The 14525-nt window shown below is 58.4% G+C and carries 18 protein-coding genes; 10 read left to right on the top strand and 8 right to left on the bottom strand.

What is annotated here, in order from left to right:
- Positions 1–264: 264 nt before the first annotated feature.
- Complete coding sequence (gene rpoD / locus LJD29_RS05240; RefSeq protein WP_446744703.1) at positions 265–1953, top strand: RNA polymerase sigma factor RpoD; 1689 nt, start codon at positions 265–267, stop codon at positions 1951–1953.
- Positions 1954–2010: 57 nt separating this feature from the next.
- Here the strand turns inward: rpoD and LJD29_RS05235 are convergent, their stop codons facing one another.
- Positions 2011–2469, bottom strand: coding sequence for a lysozyme (locus LJD29_RS05235; RefSeq protein WP_446744702.1), 459 nt, complete (start codon positions 2467–2469; stop codon positions 2011–2013).
- A gap of 184 nt (positions 2470–2653) precedes the next feature.
- Between LJD29_RS05235 and rpmI the strand changes: the two genes are divergently transcribed.
- Complete coding sequence (gene rpmI, locus LJD29_RS05230) at positions 2654–2851, top strand: 50S ribosomal protein L35 (protein WP_446744701.1); 198 nt, start codon at positions 2654–2656, stop codon at positions 2849–2851.
- 148 nt (positions 2852–2999) lie between these two features.
- Positions 3000–3371 (top strand): 50S ribosomal protein L20, encoded by a 372-nt coding sequence (rplT, locus tag LJD29_RS05225; RefSeq protein WP_446744700.1) that lies wholly within the window; start codon positions 3000–3002, stop codon positions 3369–3371.
- Between the two features lie 78 nt (positions 3372–3449).
- Here rplT and folP read toward each other — a convergent pair whose 3' ends face one another.
- Positions 3450–4343, bottom strand: coding sequence for a dihydropteroate synthase (gene folP / locus LJD29_RS05220; RefSeq protein ID WP_446744699.1), 894 nt, complete (start codon positions 4341–4343; stop codon positions 3450–3452).
- Positions 4344–4398: 55 nt separating this feature from the next.
- Here folP and dacB point away from each other — a divergent pair, with 55 nt between their 5' ends.
- The 5 genes from dacB to frr all read left to right on the top strand — a co-directional run bounded on the left by dacB (position 4399) and on the right by frr (position 8524).
- Positions 4399–5979: a D-alanyl-D-alanine carboxypeptidase/D-alanyl-D-alanine endopeptidase gene (gene dacB / locus LJD29_RS05215; protein ID WP_446744698.1), complete on the top strand. Its 1581-nt coding sequence runs from the start codon at positions 4399–4401 to the stop codon at positions 5977–5979.
- A gap of 82 nt (positions 5980–6061) precedes the next feature.
- Positions 6062–6430, top strand: a complete 369-nt coding sequence (locus tag LJD29_RS05210) for a c-type cytochrome (protein ID WP_446744697.1) — start codon at positions 6062–6064, stop codon at positions 6428–6430.
- Positions 6427–6792 (top strand): hypothetical protein, encoded by a 366-nt coding sequence (locus LJD29_RS05205; protein ID WP_446744696.1) that lies wholly within the window; start codon positions 6427–6429, stop codon positions 6790–6792. Before LJD29_RS05210 ends, LJD29_RS05205 begins: the two co-directional genes overlap by 4 nt.
- A 181-nt stretch (positions 6793–6973) precedes the next feature.
- On the top strand, positions 6974–7894 hold the full coding sequence (gene lipA / locus LJD29_RS05200; protein WP_446744695.1) for a lipoyl synthase: 921 nt from the start codon (positions 6974–6976) through the stop codon (positions 7892–7894).
- A 42-nt stretch (positions 7895–7936) separates the two neighbouring features.
- The gene (gene frr / locus LJD29_RS05195) at positions 7937–8524 is read left to right on the top strand and encodes a ribosome recycling factor (RefSeq protein ID WP_446744694.1); all 588 of its coding nucleotides are present in this window, start codon (positions 7937–7939) and stop codon (positions 8522–8524) included.
- A 64-nt stretch (positions 8525–8588) separates the two neighbouring features.
- Here the strand turns inward: frr and LJD29_RS05190 are convergent, their stop codons facing one another.
- Both LJD29_RS05190 and LJD29_RS05185 read right to left on the bottom strand, forming a co-directional pair.
- Entirely contained in the window at positions 8589–8834 is a 246-nt protein-coding gene (locus LJD29_RS05190; protein WP_446744693.1) for a hypothetical protein, read from the bottom strand.
- Positions 8835–8988: 154 nt separating this feature from the next.
- Positions 8989–9204 carry a hypothetical protein gene (locus tag LJD29_RS05185; RefSeq protein ID WP_446744692.1) on the bottom strand — a complete coding sequence of 72 codons (216 nt, stop codon included), beginning with the start codon at positions 9202–9204 and terminating at the stop codon, positions 8989–8991.
- Positions 9205–9296: 92 nt separating this feature from the next.
- Between LJD29_RS05185 and LJD29_RS05180 the strand changes: the two genes are divergently transcribed.
- Positions 9297–9707 carry an NINE protein gene (locus LJD29_RS05180; protein ID WP_446744691.1) on the top strand — a complete coding sequence of 137 codons (411 nt, stop codon included), beginning with the start codon at positions 9297–9299 and terminating at the stop codon, positions 9705–9707.
- Between the two features lie 42 nt (positions 9708–9749).
- On the opposite strand, the gene LJD29_RS05175 is transcribed toward LJD29_RS05180, so the two are convergent.
- From LJD29_RS05175 to LJD29_RS05160, 4 genes are all read right to left on the bottom strand, one after another.
- Positions 9750–10682, bottom strand: a complete 933-nt coding sequence (locus LJD29_RS05175) for a hypothetical protein (RefSeq protein ID WP_446744690.1) — start codon at positions 10680–10682, stop codon at positions 9750–9752.
- A 76-nt stretch (positions 10683–10758) separates the two neighbouring features.
- Entirely contained in the window at positions 10759–11928 is a 1170-nt protein-coding gene (locus LJD29_RS05170; RefSeq protein WP_446744689.1) for a BaiN/RdsA family NAD(P)/FAD-dependent oxidoreductase, read from the bottom strand.
- A gap of 19 nt (positions 11929–11947) precedes the next feature.
- A complete protein-coding gene (locus LJD29_RS05165) occupies positions 11948–12838 on the bottom strand; it encodes an acyl-CoA desaturase (protein ID WP_446744688.1) in 891 nt (296 codons plus the stop codon).
- A gap of 98 nt (positions 12839–12936) precedes the next feature.
- Positions 12937–13950, bottom strand: a complete 1014-nt coding sequence (locus LJD29_RS05160) for a PIN/TRAM domain-containing protein (protein WP_446744687.1) — start codon at positions 13948–13950, stop codon at positions 12937–12939.
- Between the two features lie 204 nt (positions 13951–14154).
- Between LJD29_RS05160 and LJD29_RS05155 the strand changes: the two genes are divergently transcribed.
- The gene (locus tag LJD29_RS05155) at positions 14155–14523 is read left to right on the top strand and encodes a hypothetical protein (RefSeq protein WP_446744686.1); all 369 of its coding nucleotides are present in this window, start codon (positions 14155–14157) and stop codon (positions 14521–14523) included.
- The last annotated feature ends 2 nt before the right edge of the window (positions 14524–14525 follow it).

Genomic DNA, 14525 nt, shown 5'->3' with positions numbered 1-14525 from the left:
GCAAATCATTCCTTCCGCCAGAAGAAACAATTTTCCGACTTATACATCTAATCCATTGAGGATCTGTGCAGATCACGGTGGAGTGCCGCAGGACGCTGGTTTTGAACGAGATAGCCGTGATATGCTAGAAGTCTTTGGTGGACGTGCGCCTACCGCCCGGCGACAGGATTCGCTCAGGGATAATGCCACATGATTGGCCCCGACCGCACATTGTCCGACCCAAGCAAACAGGTCCGAACAAATTGACGCGGGAGACGTACGCGCTTGGCGATTGAAGACAAGTACGAAGATGATATCCAGAAATTGATCGACACGGGTAAGGAGAAGGGTTATCTCACCTACGGTGAGGTGAACGATCTTCTTCCGGGAGACATGCAGTCCCCCGACGACCTGGACGATCTGATCACTACCATTGGTAGTCAGGGCATCGACCTGATGGAAGGAGGCCCCAAGCTTGGTGGCGACTCCTTTGACAGTGAAGGTGAAGAGGGCGAGGATGTAGAGCTCGACCTGACCCCTGGCACACTCGAAAAAACAAATGACCCCGTCCGCATGTACCTGCGCGAGATGGGAACCGTGCCGCTGCTCACGCGCGAAGGCGAAGTAGAAATCGCCAAGCGTATCGAGCGCGGCCAGCTGCGCGTGATGAAGGCTCTGTCGCGCTCCTCGATCGTGATTCGCGAGATCGTGGGCCTGGGCGAAGACCTCAAGCGTGGCGTTCGCAACATCAAGGAAGTCGTGATCTTCGACGAAGAAGAGATCACGGAAGAAGTGCTGCAGGCGCGCGTGCGCCAGACCGTCACCCGCATCGATACGCTGGTCAAGCACCAGAAGAAGGAAGCGGCGTTCGAAGAGAAGCTGGCCACGATCAACCCCAAGGCGAAAGCCAAGGAGCATCGCAAGACCCGCTGGCTCATCGGCCGTGAGAAGGTCGAAGTATCGCGCATTGTTCGTGACCTGAAGTACACGAACGCCGAGCGCAAGCGTCTGCTCGACAAGGTCAACAAGACCGTCGATGTGATGCGTACGCTCGAGCGCCAGGTTCGCACCCTCGACCAGAAGTTTGACCAGTCGAAGAGCGAAGAGCTCAAGAAGGAATACCGCCGCCAGCAGAAGAACTGCAAGATCGATCTCGAAAAGCTGGAGCAGGATGCCGGCGTTTCCATCGCCGAGCTGAAGCGCACCCAGCGCGAGATGATCCAGGGCGACATGGACGCCGAGCACGCCAAGCGCGAGCTGATCGAGGCGAACCTGCGACTGGTGGTATCGATTGCGAAGAAGTACACCAACCGCGGACTCCAGTTCCTCGACCTGATTCAGGAAGGCAACATCGGCCTGATGAAGGCGGTCGACAAGTTCGAGTACCGTCGCGGTTACAAATTCTCGACTTACGCAACGTGGTGGATCCGCCAGGCCATTACCCGCGCTATCGCAGACCAGGCCCGCACGATCCGTATCCCGGTGCACATGATCGAGACGATCAACAAGCTCATCCGTACCTCGCGTCAGCTGGTGCAGGAGCTTGGCCGCGAGCCTACCTCCGAAGAGATCGCACGCCGCATGGATATTCCTGTGGCGAAGGTCCGCAAGGTCCTCAAGATCGCGCAGGAGCCCATCTCGCTCGAAACGCCGATTGGCGAAGAAGAAGATTCGCACCTTGGCGACTTCATCGAAGACCGCCAGGCCGTATCGCCTTCCGATGCCGTGATCAGCGTGAACCTGAAGGAGTACACCTCACAGGTGCTGCGCACCCTGACCCCGCGCGAGGAGCGCGTGATCAAGATGCGCTTCGGACTCGAAGACGGCTCCGAGCACACGCTCGAAGAGGTCGGCCAGAGCTTCCAGGTCACCCGTGAGCGTATCCGCCAGATAGAGGCAAAGGCGCTGCGCAAACTGCGTCACCCGTCGCGCTCGCGCAAGCTCAAGGCGTTCGTCGACTCCGTCACCGAATAAGCTGGCTCAAAGCAAAGAGGCTGCCGAAAGGCAGCCTCTTTGCTTTTTCTGGCTTGATTACGAAGCTGCGCCCGCCATGTTCTCAAATTCCTTAGCTTCGGCATAGCGGCGGCGTAGCAGTCCCTCGTTGACCACCCCCCCGCAGTGATCCCAGAGGCGGAACTGGCGGATGGCAGCAGGGAAGTTGCCGTTGTTGACGTCTTTCAGCAACGACGACCGGCGGAAGGCTCCGGCGCCCATGTTGAAGGTGAAGTCGACCAGCGCGTCGAATTCCGACTGGGTCAGGCTGATCCTGACGGCTTCGTTGACGCCGGCGGTGGCGATTTTGAGGTCTTCCATGAGAAAAGCTTCGGCTTCGGCCCTGGATATAGTCTGACCTGGCTTTACACCTTCGGTGTGGCCGTAGCCGATGGTCCAGACGCCGGCCTGGTCCTGGTAGGCGGTGAGGATATCGCCTTCGAAGAGTTCGGTGAGTGCGAGGCCGTTTTTGCTGTAAGCGAGGTTGTTGACTGCCATGGTCATTCCTCCTGATTGGGTTGGGGTGAGCCTTTGCAGCGTAGCAAGATAGGACATACCTCCGAAAGTTACGGAAGATCGCCAACCCCGAGACAGTTTGCACATTTTTTCGCTCTGGCCAACCGGCACCGAATCCCATATACTGGATGATGTTGTAAACAAGCAGTTACCAAGCAGGATAACCATGCCTAAATTGAAGACTCACAAGGGCGCAGCCAAGCGCTTCAAGAAGACCGGTACGGGCAAAATCGTCCGTGGCCAGTCGAAGATGCGCCACATCCTCACGTCGAAGGAGACCAAGACCAAGCGCAAGCTCGCACACAGCGCTCTGGTTTCGGACGCCGACCACGCGAAGGTTGCCCGCATGATTCCTTACGCCTGATCTGCACTTAGCGTGCAAGGTCTGCGCAAGCGTTTCGCAGGCCCTCCTTTGCAAGAAGGACGCGATCAGGATTGACAAGCGAGTGAAGAGGTTAAGCGAAAGCTCCTGCCTCCAGCCGCATTTTTAAAACGCCAAATGGAGAACAGCAATGCCCCGCGTAAAACGTGGAACAAAACGTAACGACCGCCGCAAAAAGATCCTCAAGCGCGCAAGCGGTTATTTCCTTACAAAATCGAAGCTCTACCAGGCAGCACAGGAAGCCGTCGAACGCGGCCTGAAGTTTGCCTACAGCGGCCGTAAGCAGAAGAAGCGCCAGTACCGCTCGCTCTGGATCGTCCGCATCAACGCTGCCGCGAAGCAGAACGGCATCAGCTACTCGCAGCTCATCAACGGCCTCAAGAAGGCCGGTGTCGAGCTCGATCGCAAGATCCTCTCGGAGATTGCCATCCACGATGCTGCTGCATTCACCACGCTGGTCGGGCAGGCGAAGTCGGCACTCGGTACCAAGGCTGCTGCTTAAGTTTTCAGCAGGCAAAAGAAAAGGCGCGAGCAATCGCGCCTTTTCTTTTTGGTTTAGAAACAGAAAGTATTTTCGCTTCTAAGCCTGAACTAAAACCGCATCCGCAATCCGTGCCGCTTCGAGCGCCGGTCGCACCTCGTGTACGCGGACAATATGCGCTCCCGCAAGAATCGCCGTGGTGGTCGCTGCGATGGTTGCATTGCCGCGTTCGCTAACGGATGCATCGTGGCCTCCGTGCAAAGGCGCCAGCGTACGGCCAAGAAATGACTTGCGCGAGACGCCCACCAGCAGCGGCTGATGCAGGCTGTTCAGCTCGTCCTGATGCGCCAGCAGCGGATAGTTCTCGTCGAAGGATTTCCCAAAGCCATATCCAGGATCGAGTGCGATGCGGTTGCGATCAACTCCCGCGTCAATCGCGATCTGCAGACTCGCGCGCAGACCATCCACGACCAGTGGCACGACTTCATGTGCAGTCAGAGAGGGCAGATTGCGCCACTCCGCCGAACGCCCACGTGTGTGCATGAGCACGACGCCGCACTTGAGCTCCGCGCAGGTGCGGGCCATGGCGGCATCCCATGTGAAGGCGCTGATGTCGTTGACGATCTCTGCGCCTGCTTCAATCGCGGCCTTTGCAGTGGAAGCCTTGTATGTATCGATGGAAAACAACGCGTCGGGACGCTGCTTCAGCACGGCTTCGATCACCGGCAGCACGCGGCGCTGTTCTTCCTCGGCCGAGACCTCTTCGTACTTGCCGGGACGCGTCGATTCGCCTCCGATGTCGATCAGGTCCGCGCCTTCATCGAGCATCTGCAACGTGCGATCGATCGCAGCATTCTTATCGAGATAGAGGTTGCCATCAGAGAACGAATCGGGAGTGACGTTGAGGACGCCCATCACCAATGTCTGCATGCCCAGCGCCAGGCTGCGAGAGCGAAGCTGCCAATCAAATTGCGCGCGTCGTGCAAAGGCCATAACTATTTTAATGCTACATTCGGCCAAAGATTTCAATGCTACACTCCGCCCAAGGATGAAACTTCGACTCTACTGTGCTGTCCTCCTTGCCGCATCGCTCGCCGCCGTGCCCGCGCAGGCTGCGACCAAACACGCACGGCCGGCGAAACGACGCGTCACGGTTACGAATCTCCCTGCGGCAATCACGCAGATTCTTGCTGACCCGGCGGTGGCACGTGCGCACTGGGGTATCTCGGTCGTGTCTGCTGAAGGCGCGCCGGTTTATGCGCTGAACGACCAGCAGTACTTCGCTCCAGCCTCGAATGCGAAGCTGCTTGCGACCGCCGCGGCGCTAGCGCTGTTGCCTCCCAGGGTGACCTTTACAACGAATGCGGTCGCACACGGAACGGTCGATGCCAGCGGGCACCTGCATGGCGATCTCATGCTACTGGGCGCGGGCGATCCGACCATCTCGGGCAGAAGCTATCCTTATGCCGATAAGACAGAGCGGCCGAACCCGCCGTTGATGGCCCTGCAGAGCATCGCCGACCAGATCTACGCGCAGGGAGTGCGCGAGATCGATGGCGATGTTGTAGGAGACGATACGTGGTTCCCGTGGGAGCGTTATGGGCAGGGCTGGGGATGGGACGACCTCGCCTGGAGTTATGGCGCGCCGGTCTCCGCGCTCACCGTCAACGACAACATCGTCTTTCTGAATCTGCCGGTAAGCGGCGATCCGTCGACGCCGGCATCTCCCTGGACACCGGACACGCCCTACTACACGCTCAAGAGTTCGCTGACGGTGTTGCCGGGCACGGAGGCAGCGAACCCCGGGCTCGAACGCCCACTGGGTTCGAAGGAAGTGCGCGTTTACGGCAGCGTTAACCAGAAGGGGCTACACGTGGGTCTTGCTATCGAAGACCCGGCCGAGTACGCAGCCATTTCGCTGAAGCAGATGTTGCTTGCGCATGGCATCGTCGTTAGCGGAGCGGCGCGCGCGCAGCATCGTTCTGTGACCGATACGCAGCCGTTCCGCTTTGAGGTCGACCAGCCGATTGTGCTCCATCCGCTAAGCCTGAGCACCATTCAGCCGCCCGCGAACGGCGACCGCGTCCTCGGCACGCATGTCTCTCCGCCATTCGAGCAGGACATTACCGTCACCAACAAGGTCAGTCAGAACCTGCATGCAGAGCTGTACCTGCATCTGCTGGGGCGCCTTGAAGCCGGTGACGGATCGATCCCGCAGGGTTTGCGCGTCGTGCGCCAGTTCCTGATGCAGGCAGGCGTCGATCCGTCTGAGTTCTTATTCTTCGACGGCTCCGGTCTTTCGCCTGACGACATGATCACGCCGCACGCACTCACGCAGCTGCTGACCTATGCGGAGAAGCAGCCGTGGGGCGCGGAGTATCGTGCAAGCCTGCCTGTCGGCGGAGTCGATGGGTCGTTAAGCGGACGCTTTGCCGAGCCCGCTCTCAAAGGCAAGGTCTTTGCCAAGACGGGAACCCTCGCCGAGGTAAATGCACTGAGCGGCTACCTGGTAGCGGCCAGCGGAAAGACTCTGAGCTTCTCGATTCTCTGCAATGAACGCAATCCCGGCGGAGATGCGGCGCGTGTAGCGATGGACCGCATCGTTGCCGCCATCGCGCAGACGAATTGATCGCACGTCAGCTGTCAGCCAGGTTGGTATCATCAGGCAGAGCTTAACTCTCTTGCCTGTATGGGCGCGAAAAAGGACGGGGATGCGACGCGTCTCTTACGGTGCTTCCAAGCTATCTCTGCTCGCTCTTGGCGCGGCATTTCTTTCAGCCTGTGGTCCGCCTCCGCCTCCATCGAAGCCGCTCAGCGAACTGACGCCGCAGGAGCACGCGGGGCGCGCTGTCTTTATCGCCGATTGCGCACGCTGCCATCATGCCAACGATCAGAAGGCGTATCGCGGACCCGGACTGCAGGCCCTCTACAAAGAAAAATACCTACCCAGCGGAGCTCCCGCGAACGACGACCGCGTGAGCTACGTCATCATTCACGGGCGCAACATGATGCCGGCTTTTGGAGATACCATGGACTCGCAACAGCTGGCTGACCTTCTGGCCTATCTGCGTACTCTATGAAGCCCATCGAGAAAATCACTCTCGCGAAATCGCCGAACGATAAAGGACTGCTCCCCGGCATGGCCGTCATCTGCATGTGGATGCTGGCGCTCTGCGGACTCGGGCTGGTTGGCGTGATGACGCACAACCTGCCGCCTGTGGTCATGATTATCTGCGTTTTCTTTGCCGTCGCCGCCAACGGCCTGCTAAGGCTGCGTCGCTGGGGCTGGGCGCTCACGCTGGCCGCGGCATTTCTTTCGGTCTGTTATGGCACCTTTATGCTCGTCCGCTTTCACCAGGGGCCGATGATTGTGATGGTCGTGGTCAACCTGATTTTCTTCCTGTATCTCATCCGCCCAGAAGTGCTGCAGCGTGTGAAGTAGCTGCGAGGGGGGATTTTGCCCAGACGCGAAACGCGCTCCTGCTGTCTCGCTGGCAAGTCGCCTGTACGTGAATTCGTGCGCGTCTCTGATGAAACAGGGCAGCGGCACGACCAAGACTTCGTATCCCCCTGAATTGTCCCGGAGGAGCGCCACAACCGCTCTCGATTTACAATAAAGAGTCATGGCAACAAGCGTTGAACTCGTACAGATCGACCTCGCGCCCAAGCGTCCCGCTCCCAAGCCGGAGTGGCTTAAGGCCCGCGCCCCGGTGGGCGACAACTATCACAACCTGAAGAAGCTGGCCCGCGAGCTCAATCTGCATACGGTCTGCGAATCGGCCCACTGCCCGAACATCGGCGAGTGCTGGAATCACAAGACAGCCACCTTCATGATGCTGGGTAATCTCTGCACGCGCCGTTGCGGCTTCTGTGCAGTGCCTAAGGGCCGTCCTGAGGCGATCGATCTGGACGAGCCGCGCCGCGTGGCCGAAGCCGTTGCCAGCCTGGGGCTGAAGTTCGCCGTCATCACCAGCGTCAACCGCGATGACGATATTCTCGGCGGTGCCCGCGCCTTCGCGCTCGTGATCGAGGAGATTCGCAAGCAGGCGCCAGGATGCCAGGTGGAAGTCCTGATCCCCGATTTTCAAGGGAACGAGGATGCCATCCGCATCGTTGTCGACGCGCACCCTGAAATCCTGAACCACAACACCGAGTCGGTGCCTCGACTGTATCGAGCAGTGCGTTCTGGAGCGCGTTACGAGCGCACCCTGCGTTTGCTTGAGTTCTCCAAGGAGCTCGACTCGACCGTCGTGACCAAAACCGGCGTCATGGTTGGCCTGGGCGAGGAGATGCACGAGCTCCTCGATGTCTACCGCGACCTTTCCAATGTGGGAACCGACGTGCTTACCATCGGCCAATACCTGCGTCCATCGAAAGACCACCTGCCGATGACGCGTTATTACACTCCTGAAGAATTCGCGTTCATGAAGGAAGAGGCTTTGAGGATGGGCTTCCGCCACGTGGAGTCAGGTCCGCTGGTGCGTTCGTCCTATCACGCGCATGAGCAGGCCGATGCCGCCAGCGGTGTCCGCATGGTGGTTTAAAATACTGATTCGAAAGCACTGAGCAGAGGAACGAGAGAGATCATGGCACCAGCAGTTATGGCAGGCATTCCTGCCCTGAAAGATCAGTACCAGCAGCTCCGCACTCGTATGGACAAGGCCGTCAAGGATTTTCAGACGAGCCTGACCTCGCTTCGCACCGGACGTGCCTCCATCCAGATGCTCGACGCGGTTCGTGTCGATTACTACGGCACGCCGACCCCATTGAGCCAGGTTGCGCAGCTCAACACACCGGACGCCAGCACGATCGTCGTCCAGCCATGGGAACCCAGTCTGGTCAGCGAGATTGAAAAGGCACTGCGCGCGCCGGAGTTAGGCTTCAACCCTCAAAATGACGGCAAGGTCGTACGCATTCCAGTGCCTCCGATGACCGAAGAGCGCCGTCGCGATGTGGTCAAGCAACTGAACAAGATGCTCGAAGACCACCGCACCGGCCTCCGCAACATCCGCCGCGATGGGAACGACGCCATCAAGAAGGCCTCGAAGGAGAAGCTGATTTCGGCCGACGAAGAAAAGCGTTCGCTCGAAGAGGTTCAGAAGCTTACGGATGAGGAAATCAAGAAGATCGAAGAGATCGGCCGCAAGAAGGAAGCGGAAGTGATGCAGGTCTGATTCGCCCGCAGAAACAGCAAGAGGCGCGGCCAACGGCCGCGCCTCACTATTTTGTACCGAAAACTTACGCCCAGCTGGGCGCGCCGCCGAGCAGCGCCGCACCAGAATACTGTGCCTTACCCGACCATGCAGGAACGTTGAATGGCTTCAGCGGATGGACGTTCATGCCGTCACCCGTTTCATGATGTTCGACCAAAGTCTGTGAAACACGGGCAATCGCGTCTTCGCGGCCGCTGGGGCGCTCGAAGTAAAGTTTGTATGCCTCACCGCAGACCTTACAAGTGACGTCTGCGAAATCTTGATTAGCCATGCAAAGTACCTGCATTGGAAGAATCTCCTTGTGTTTGAGCTTATGTACAGCTTTGATGCACTTAACTCTAGTATGTGCTGCAAATAATTGGCCATTGCACTTCCGGCCCTGAACGATACCTCGAAAGAGGAACGAGTGAGTAACGTGACCTCCGTCACTTGCCTGCTTTGTTTCGTTCTTTCGCCAGTTGTTTTTCCGCATGCGGCAGCCAGCGGCGATAGAGGTCCGATTTCTCCGGACGAAGCGAATCAGTTATACCTCGACGATATCCGCCAGAGTAGATCGCATACATCACCGCCAGGGCGCAGCCGGCCCCGAAGAAAACACCGAAGAAAAAACCGATCAGGCTGCTCGAGAAGAAATTCATCATGCCTTCGCTGCCTTGAAGCCTAACTGAATTCCGGAACCAATTCCTCAGGAAACACGTATGCTTCCTGTACCGCAACTCAGAAAGGAGTTCCGATGATTGCGACGACCCCGCTTCTTGCAGCAGGCTGGAACGACCAGCAACGGGCGGCCTTTCAGGCTCAGATGTCTGCCTGGCAGAAAGACGAAGTTGTTGGTGTTCTCTTTGCCCTTTTTCTCGGTACGTTTGGAGCGCATCACTTTTACCTGCGCCGCACCGGCCTTGGCATTCTCTACTGCTGCTTTTTCTGGACGGGGCTTCCTACGCTGGTATCGATGATCGAAGCATTCTTCATGCCCGAGCGCGTTCGCGAATATAACGCGCAACTGGCCGCCTACATCGCGGCGCAGATGGGTACTGTGACACCGGCGGTTGCTGTCTACTCGAGGGCGTGCCCCGCCTGTGGATCGACTATCAACGCCGATGCCAATTTCTGCAGTATTTGTGGATCGAAGATTACGAAGTAGGTATTCCGGCACCCACCGCGAGAGCGGTGGGTGCCAGTGGGACTACATGTTGGTGTGGCCCTGCCGCATGTCTTCGTTGAAGGTGGGCTTGGTCGCTGCCAGCGCCGCGGCCATTTTCGTCTGGTAGTACTCGGCGTGACCCAGCAGCAGATCGGTTGCAGAGGCTGCGTCGCCGTTAAGCTGAATCGCACCCTGCCGCGCCAGATCGTTCGCCGACTTAAGCAAGTCTTCCGGAGTGCAGTTCAGATATTGTGCGTCGCGCGGATCGGCGATCCATACCGGTTGCTTACCGCCCAGCACGCCGGAAAGCCAGTAGACCTTCATCGCCAGATAATCCATCCGGCTCTCTTCGGTCGTATCCGTAAAGACAAACTTTTTCTGCCAGCGCGAGTAGTAACGCGTGGTCACCGGAACCGGCTGGCGGTTGCCGCTCTTGAGCAGTTCAAGCTGTCCCTGGTCCAGGGTTTTGCGGATCGCGTTGTAGATGAAGGTCTCCGCATAGGGTTGTTCCGGAGCGGGCACGATCTCGGCAAAGGTTACCGTCATGCTGGCCGAGACCTTCGCATGGAGCGTCGAGGCTTGGCCGTCTTCCAGATTCAGCGTTCCGTGAACGATGTACGTATCGGCGCCCGAGGTTGAGCGATGGAACGGCCATGCGAAGCCCTGATAGGAGATCGGCAGGCCTTCCAGCGAAACATACACATCGGGGCGCGGATTCTGCAGGCGCCGGGCGGTCTCACGCAGGAATGCGGTCATCTCCGCAACAAGCTCCGGCTTTTGAAAGTCGAAGGAATCGCTGAGTTCGAGCTGAAGAACGCGCTCGGCTGGGGCATCCGCTGTGAGTGCAAGCCGGAATTTCGCAGTGGGCTTGTTGCTGAAGTCTGTTCCGGCTTCAGTCGAGAGCACGATCAGTCCCGCCTCGCGGGCAGCGCCAGTGAGTTTTGCAGTTAAAGCATTTTCAGATTGCGTCGGCATGAGTTCGCTTCCAAAGAATTCTTACCCTTCCATTTTACTGTGCGATAGCGGGTTAGAACCGGTTTCGGCCCGGAAATTAGACCGCTCGCCCGGCCGCGGCCCCGGAAGCCCAGGCCCACTGGAAGTTGAATCCGCCCAGGTGACCGGTTACATCCACGACCTCGCCGATGAAAAACAGGCCCGGAACACGGCTTTCCATGGTCTTTGCCGAAAGAAATGCTGTATCGACCCCTCCGGCTGTCACCTCCGCCTTTGCAAAGCCTTCGGTGGTCTCGGGGACGATTTTCCAGCTGTGCCACCGCCGCTCCCAGTCCTCGAGCGCCTGGTTCGACCAGCCGGATGGCGGATCGAGCTCCAAAAGCCGGTCAAGAAGCCGATGAGGGAGCACCAGGCGTAGTTTGCCTAGTAATGTTCTCTCGTCGCGCCGTTCCTGGGCCATGGCGGCCAGCTTTTGTCCCGGAGCCATGTCGAGGGTGACTGGCCCAGTGCCGTTCCAGTAGGAAGAGATCTGCAGGATCGCCGGTCCGCTCATCCCGCGATGCGTCACCAGCATCCTTTCGGAGAATTTGCGGGGGCCGATCGAAGCGATGACATCGGTAGAGACGCCGCTCAGATCGCAGAAGCGGTCGCTTTCCTCGCGGCCGAAGACCAGTGGCACCAGCGCAGGGCGCGGTTCGATCACCCCGATTCCGAATTGTTGTGCGATGTCGTATCCGAGGCTGGTTGCTCCCATCTTGGGAATTGACAGGCCACCGGTGGCCACAACCAGCGAGGCTGAGCGGAAAGATGCTGTCTCACAATCGATCTCGAAGGCATCGGTACGGCGCACGCCGAGCACCTTCATGTTGCAGCGGATCGTAACGCCGGCCTCGGCCGCTTCGGTGAGCAGCATGGTGAGAATCTCCTGCGCGGAGCGATCGCAGAATAGCTGGCCGAGTTTCTTCTCGTGCCAGGCAATACCGTGCTTTTCGACCAGTGCGAGAAAATTCGACGGCGTGTAACGGGCAAGCGCCGACTTGGCGAAGTGCGGATTCGTGGAGAGAAAGTTTTCCGGCTTGCAGTGCCGGTTGGTGAAGTTGCACCGGCCTCCGCCCGAGATGAGGATCTTCTTGCCCGGGCGCTCGGCGTGATCGAGCACGAGCACACGGCGTCCGCGTCTGCCCGCCTCGATGGCGCACATTAACCCGGCCGCCCCCGCACCCAGAACAATAACGTCCCAGTTTGATTGCGATTCTGCTTCAGTCACTCTCTACAGTGTAGAGGCGTTACGGGTGCAGGATGCGCGCCGGACCGCCATCGGGCCCGAGCACCTTGATGCGCCTGGCGAGACCCACCAGTCCAAGTCCGCGGATGAGCCAGTAGTTGAAGTCCAGCTCATACCAGGCCATACCGTGGCTGGCCGAGACGGGATGCGCATGGTGATTGTTGTGCCAGCCCTCGCCGCCCGAGAGCAATGCGACCCACCAGCTGTTGCGCGAGTCATCGTGAGTGTTGAAGCGGCGCGACCCCCAGATGTGAGTCGCCGAGTTTACCAGCCAGGTCACATGCAGTCCCATGGTCACGCGGAAGAACACGCCCCACAAAACCCACGGCCATCCGCCCGCGAAAAGCAGGCCGATACCCACCAGCGTAAGCGGAACCCAGTGAAAACGGCTCAGCCACTTATAGAACGGGTCGCGCATCAGGTCGGGTACGTAGCGGTTCAGCAGCTTGTTGTGGTTATGCAGCGAGCCCTGCAGCATCCAGCCCATGTGCGACCACCACTTGCCGTCACGCGGAGAGTGCGGGTCGCCTGGCTTGTCCGTCAGCTGATGATGAAGCCGGTGAATCGCCACCCAGAAGATCGGACCGCCCTGCAGTGCGAGCGTGGCGCAGACCGCCATGAGATGCTCGACCCACTTCGGAGTCGTGAAGCCGCGATGCGTAAGCTGGCGGTGATAGCTCATCGCAATGCCGACGTTTTGTGCCAGCACCCATAGGATCGCGGTTACCGCGAGTGCCTGCCAGCTGAAGAAGAACAGCGCGGCGATGGCTCCGGCGTGAAAGATCACCAGCCAGAAGGCCAGGAACCAGTGGAAGTGCTGCGACCTGCTTTGTTGCAATGTCTGGGAGTCGGATGCGAGGTTTTCGATTTGGGGAGTGGCCAGCGTAGACATCGTTCGGAACCAGTGAGCTTTGCAGAATTTGGGAAGAACCCTTTCCACCTTAACAATTCTGCGTCCCTGGTATCTGTAAGACTTCAGTAATACCGCTTTTACTTGGCGATTTCCATGCCGCGAACGCTCTCCTCGACCTTGCCGAAGATCATTTTTCCTGAAGCGGTTTGCAGGACGGAAGTGACACAAATCTCGACGGATCGGCCAATAAGCCGGCGCGCGTGATCGACCACCACCATGGTGCCGTCGTCGAGATACCCCACCCCCTGGTTCGATTCCTTGCCCTCCTTCAGGATGACGATCTGCATTTTCTCGCCGGGCAGCACGACCGGCTTTAGTGCATTGGCAAGGTCGTTAATGTTCAGCACCTCGACATCATGGAGGTGCGCAACCTTGTTGAGGTTGAAATCGTTGGTGACGATCTTCGCATCCATCTCCTTCGCAAGCTCGATCAGCTTCAGGTCGACCTCGCGTATATTCTCATAATCGTTTGCCACGATCTGAATAGTCAGCAGGGCGTTGCTCTGCATGCGCTGCAAAACGTCGAGCCCGCGACGTCCTCGCTGGCGTTTGGAGCCATCCTGCGAATCGGCAACCATTTGTAACTCACGCAGAACAAATTCGGGAATGACGAGGGCTCCATCGAGAAAGCCTGTCTCCGCCATGTCCGCGATGCGTCCGTCGATGATGGCGCTGGTATCGAGGATTTTCACATGGCGCCGCGAGCTGCTGCGTTCTGTACTAAAGAGATCGCCAAGCGCCGCCAGGTTTAGCAGGTCGCCCTTGCTCGTGCCCACAAGCAGACCGACATAGAACATAAGCAGGAGCACAAAGATCTGCAGCAGGCTAAGGGTCTGGCCCGCGGGCAGGCTGCCGCGCAGAACCAGCGAGATCAGGAAGGCTCCAAAAATTCCGAGAATGCTGCCTGCTACCGCACCGATCAGCCGTTTCAGGCTTAACGCGCGCACGCGCAGTTCAAAGACCACCACAAGGGCCGATGCAACCGCACCCAGCAATGCCGAAAGCCACAGGTTCAGGCCGAAAGGACGCAGCAGGGAACAGGCCGTGCACAGCACCAGAAAAAAAATAATACGTACCAGTACCAGATCCATATTTGGGACCCAACCTCTTTAGCATCCGGAAGTATACGCATCCGTGGGAACAGGCGGCAAAGATTTCCTGCCATTCGTCGACATGACGGCAATCGAGCTCTATCGAAAGAGAATTTGAACGGGTTCAAAAATGCTTGACGCGATCTTTACTCGGGTCTATGTTTTATTTGAACGCGTTCAAAATAGTCTGCCCAGGAGAAAATCATGCCGATCGCACTCTGTTACTTCAGTTATCTCGCCATCAGTATTTCTCTCACCATGTGGGTCGCTCGCACTCTCTACCGCAGTGGCCGCGTTTTTCTGCTGGACGCCTTCCGCGGCAACGAGGAGCTTGCGGACTCTGTGAACCACCTGCTGGTGGTCGGCTTTTATTTGGTCAACGTCGGCTACATTGCGCTGGCGTTGAAGACTACAAGCGCGCTCGCCACATTGCGAGAGGGTATCGAGCTTGAGAGTACGAAGATCGGCGTTGTCCTGCTGATTCTTGGAGCCATGCACTTCTTCAACATGTTTGTGTTGGCAAGGATGCGTCGCCGTGCAAGTGGTCCCGCACATGCAGGAGTGCTGGTCTAGCC

Origin of the sequence: Silvibacterium acidisoli (genome assembly GCA_022870745.1) — a bacterium.
Taxonomy (GTDB): domain Bacteria; phylum Acidobacteriota; class Terriglobia; order Terriglobales; family Acidobacteriaceae; genus Silvibacterium.
Note: the sequence above shows the minus strand (reverse complement) of the source record. Positions and strands in the feature narration are given on the sequence as shown.

Coding starts and splice junctions, on each gene's coding strand:
- LJD29_RS05235 (WP_446744702.1), bottom strand. CDS start 2,469: ATGGCAGTCAACAACCTCGCTTACAGCAAAAACGGCCTCGCACTCACC.
- rpmI (WP_446744701.1), top strand. CDS start 2,654: ATGCCTAAATTGAAGACTCACAAGGGCGCAGCCAAGCGCTTCAAGAAG.
- rplT (WP_446744700.1), top strand. CDS start 3,000: ATGCCCCGCGTAAAACGTGGAACAAAACGTAACGACCGCCGCAAAAAG.
- folP (WP_446744699.1), bottom strand. CDS start 4,343: ATGGCCTTTGCACGACGCGCGCAATTTGATTGGCAGCTTCGCTCTCGC.
- dacB (WP_446744698.1), top strand. CDS start 4,399: ATGAAACTTCGACTCTACTGTGCTGTCCTCCTTGCCGCATCGCTCGCC.
- LJD29_RS05210 (WP_446744697.1), top strand. CDS start 6,062: ATGCGACGCGTCTCTTACGGTGCTTCCAAGCTATCTCTGCTCGCTCTT.
- LJD29_RS05205 (WP_446744696.1), top strand. CDS start 6,427: ATGAAGCCCATCGAGAAAATCACTCTCGCGAAATCGCCGAACGATAAA.
- lipA (WP_446744695.1), top strand. CDS start 6,974: ATGGCAACAAGCGTTGAACTCGTACAGATCGACCTCGCGCCCAAGCGT.
- frr (WP_446744694.1), top strand. CDS start 7,937: ATGGCACCAGCAGTTATGGCAGGCATTCCTGCCCTGAAAGATCAGTAC.
- LJD29_RS05190 (WP_446744693.1), bottom strand. CDS start 8,834: ATGGCTAATCAAGATTTCGCAGACGTCACTTGTAAGGTCTGCGGTGAG.
- LJD29_RS05185 (WP_446744692.1), bottom strand. CDS start 9,204: ATGATGAATTTCTTCTCGAGCAGCCTGATCGGTTTTTTCTTCGGTGTT.
- LJD29_RS05180 (WP_446744691.1), top strand. CDS start 9,297: ATGATTGCGACGACCCCGCTTCTTGCAGCAGGCTGGAACGACCAGCAA.
- LJD29_RS05175 (WP_446744690.1), bottom strand. CDS start 10,682: ATGCCGACGCAATCTGAAAATGCTTTAACTGCAAAACTCACTGGCGCT.
- LJD29_RS05165 (WP_446744688.1), bottom strand. CDS start 12,838: ATGTCTACGCTGGCCACTCCCCAAATCGAAAACCTCGCATCCGACTCC.
- LJD29_RS05160 (WP_446744687.1), bottom strand. CDS start 13,950: ATGGATCTGGTACTGGTACGTATTATTTTTTTTCTGGTGCTGTGCACG.
- LJD29_RS05155 (WP_446744686.1), top strand. CDS start 14,155: ATGCCGATCGCACTCTGTTACTTCAGTTATCTCGCCATCAGTATTTCT.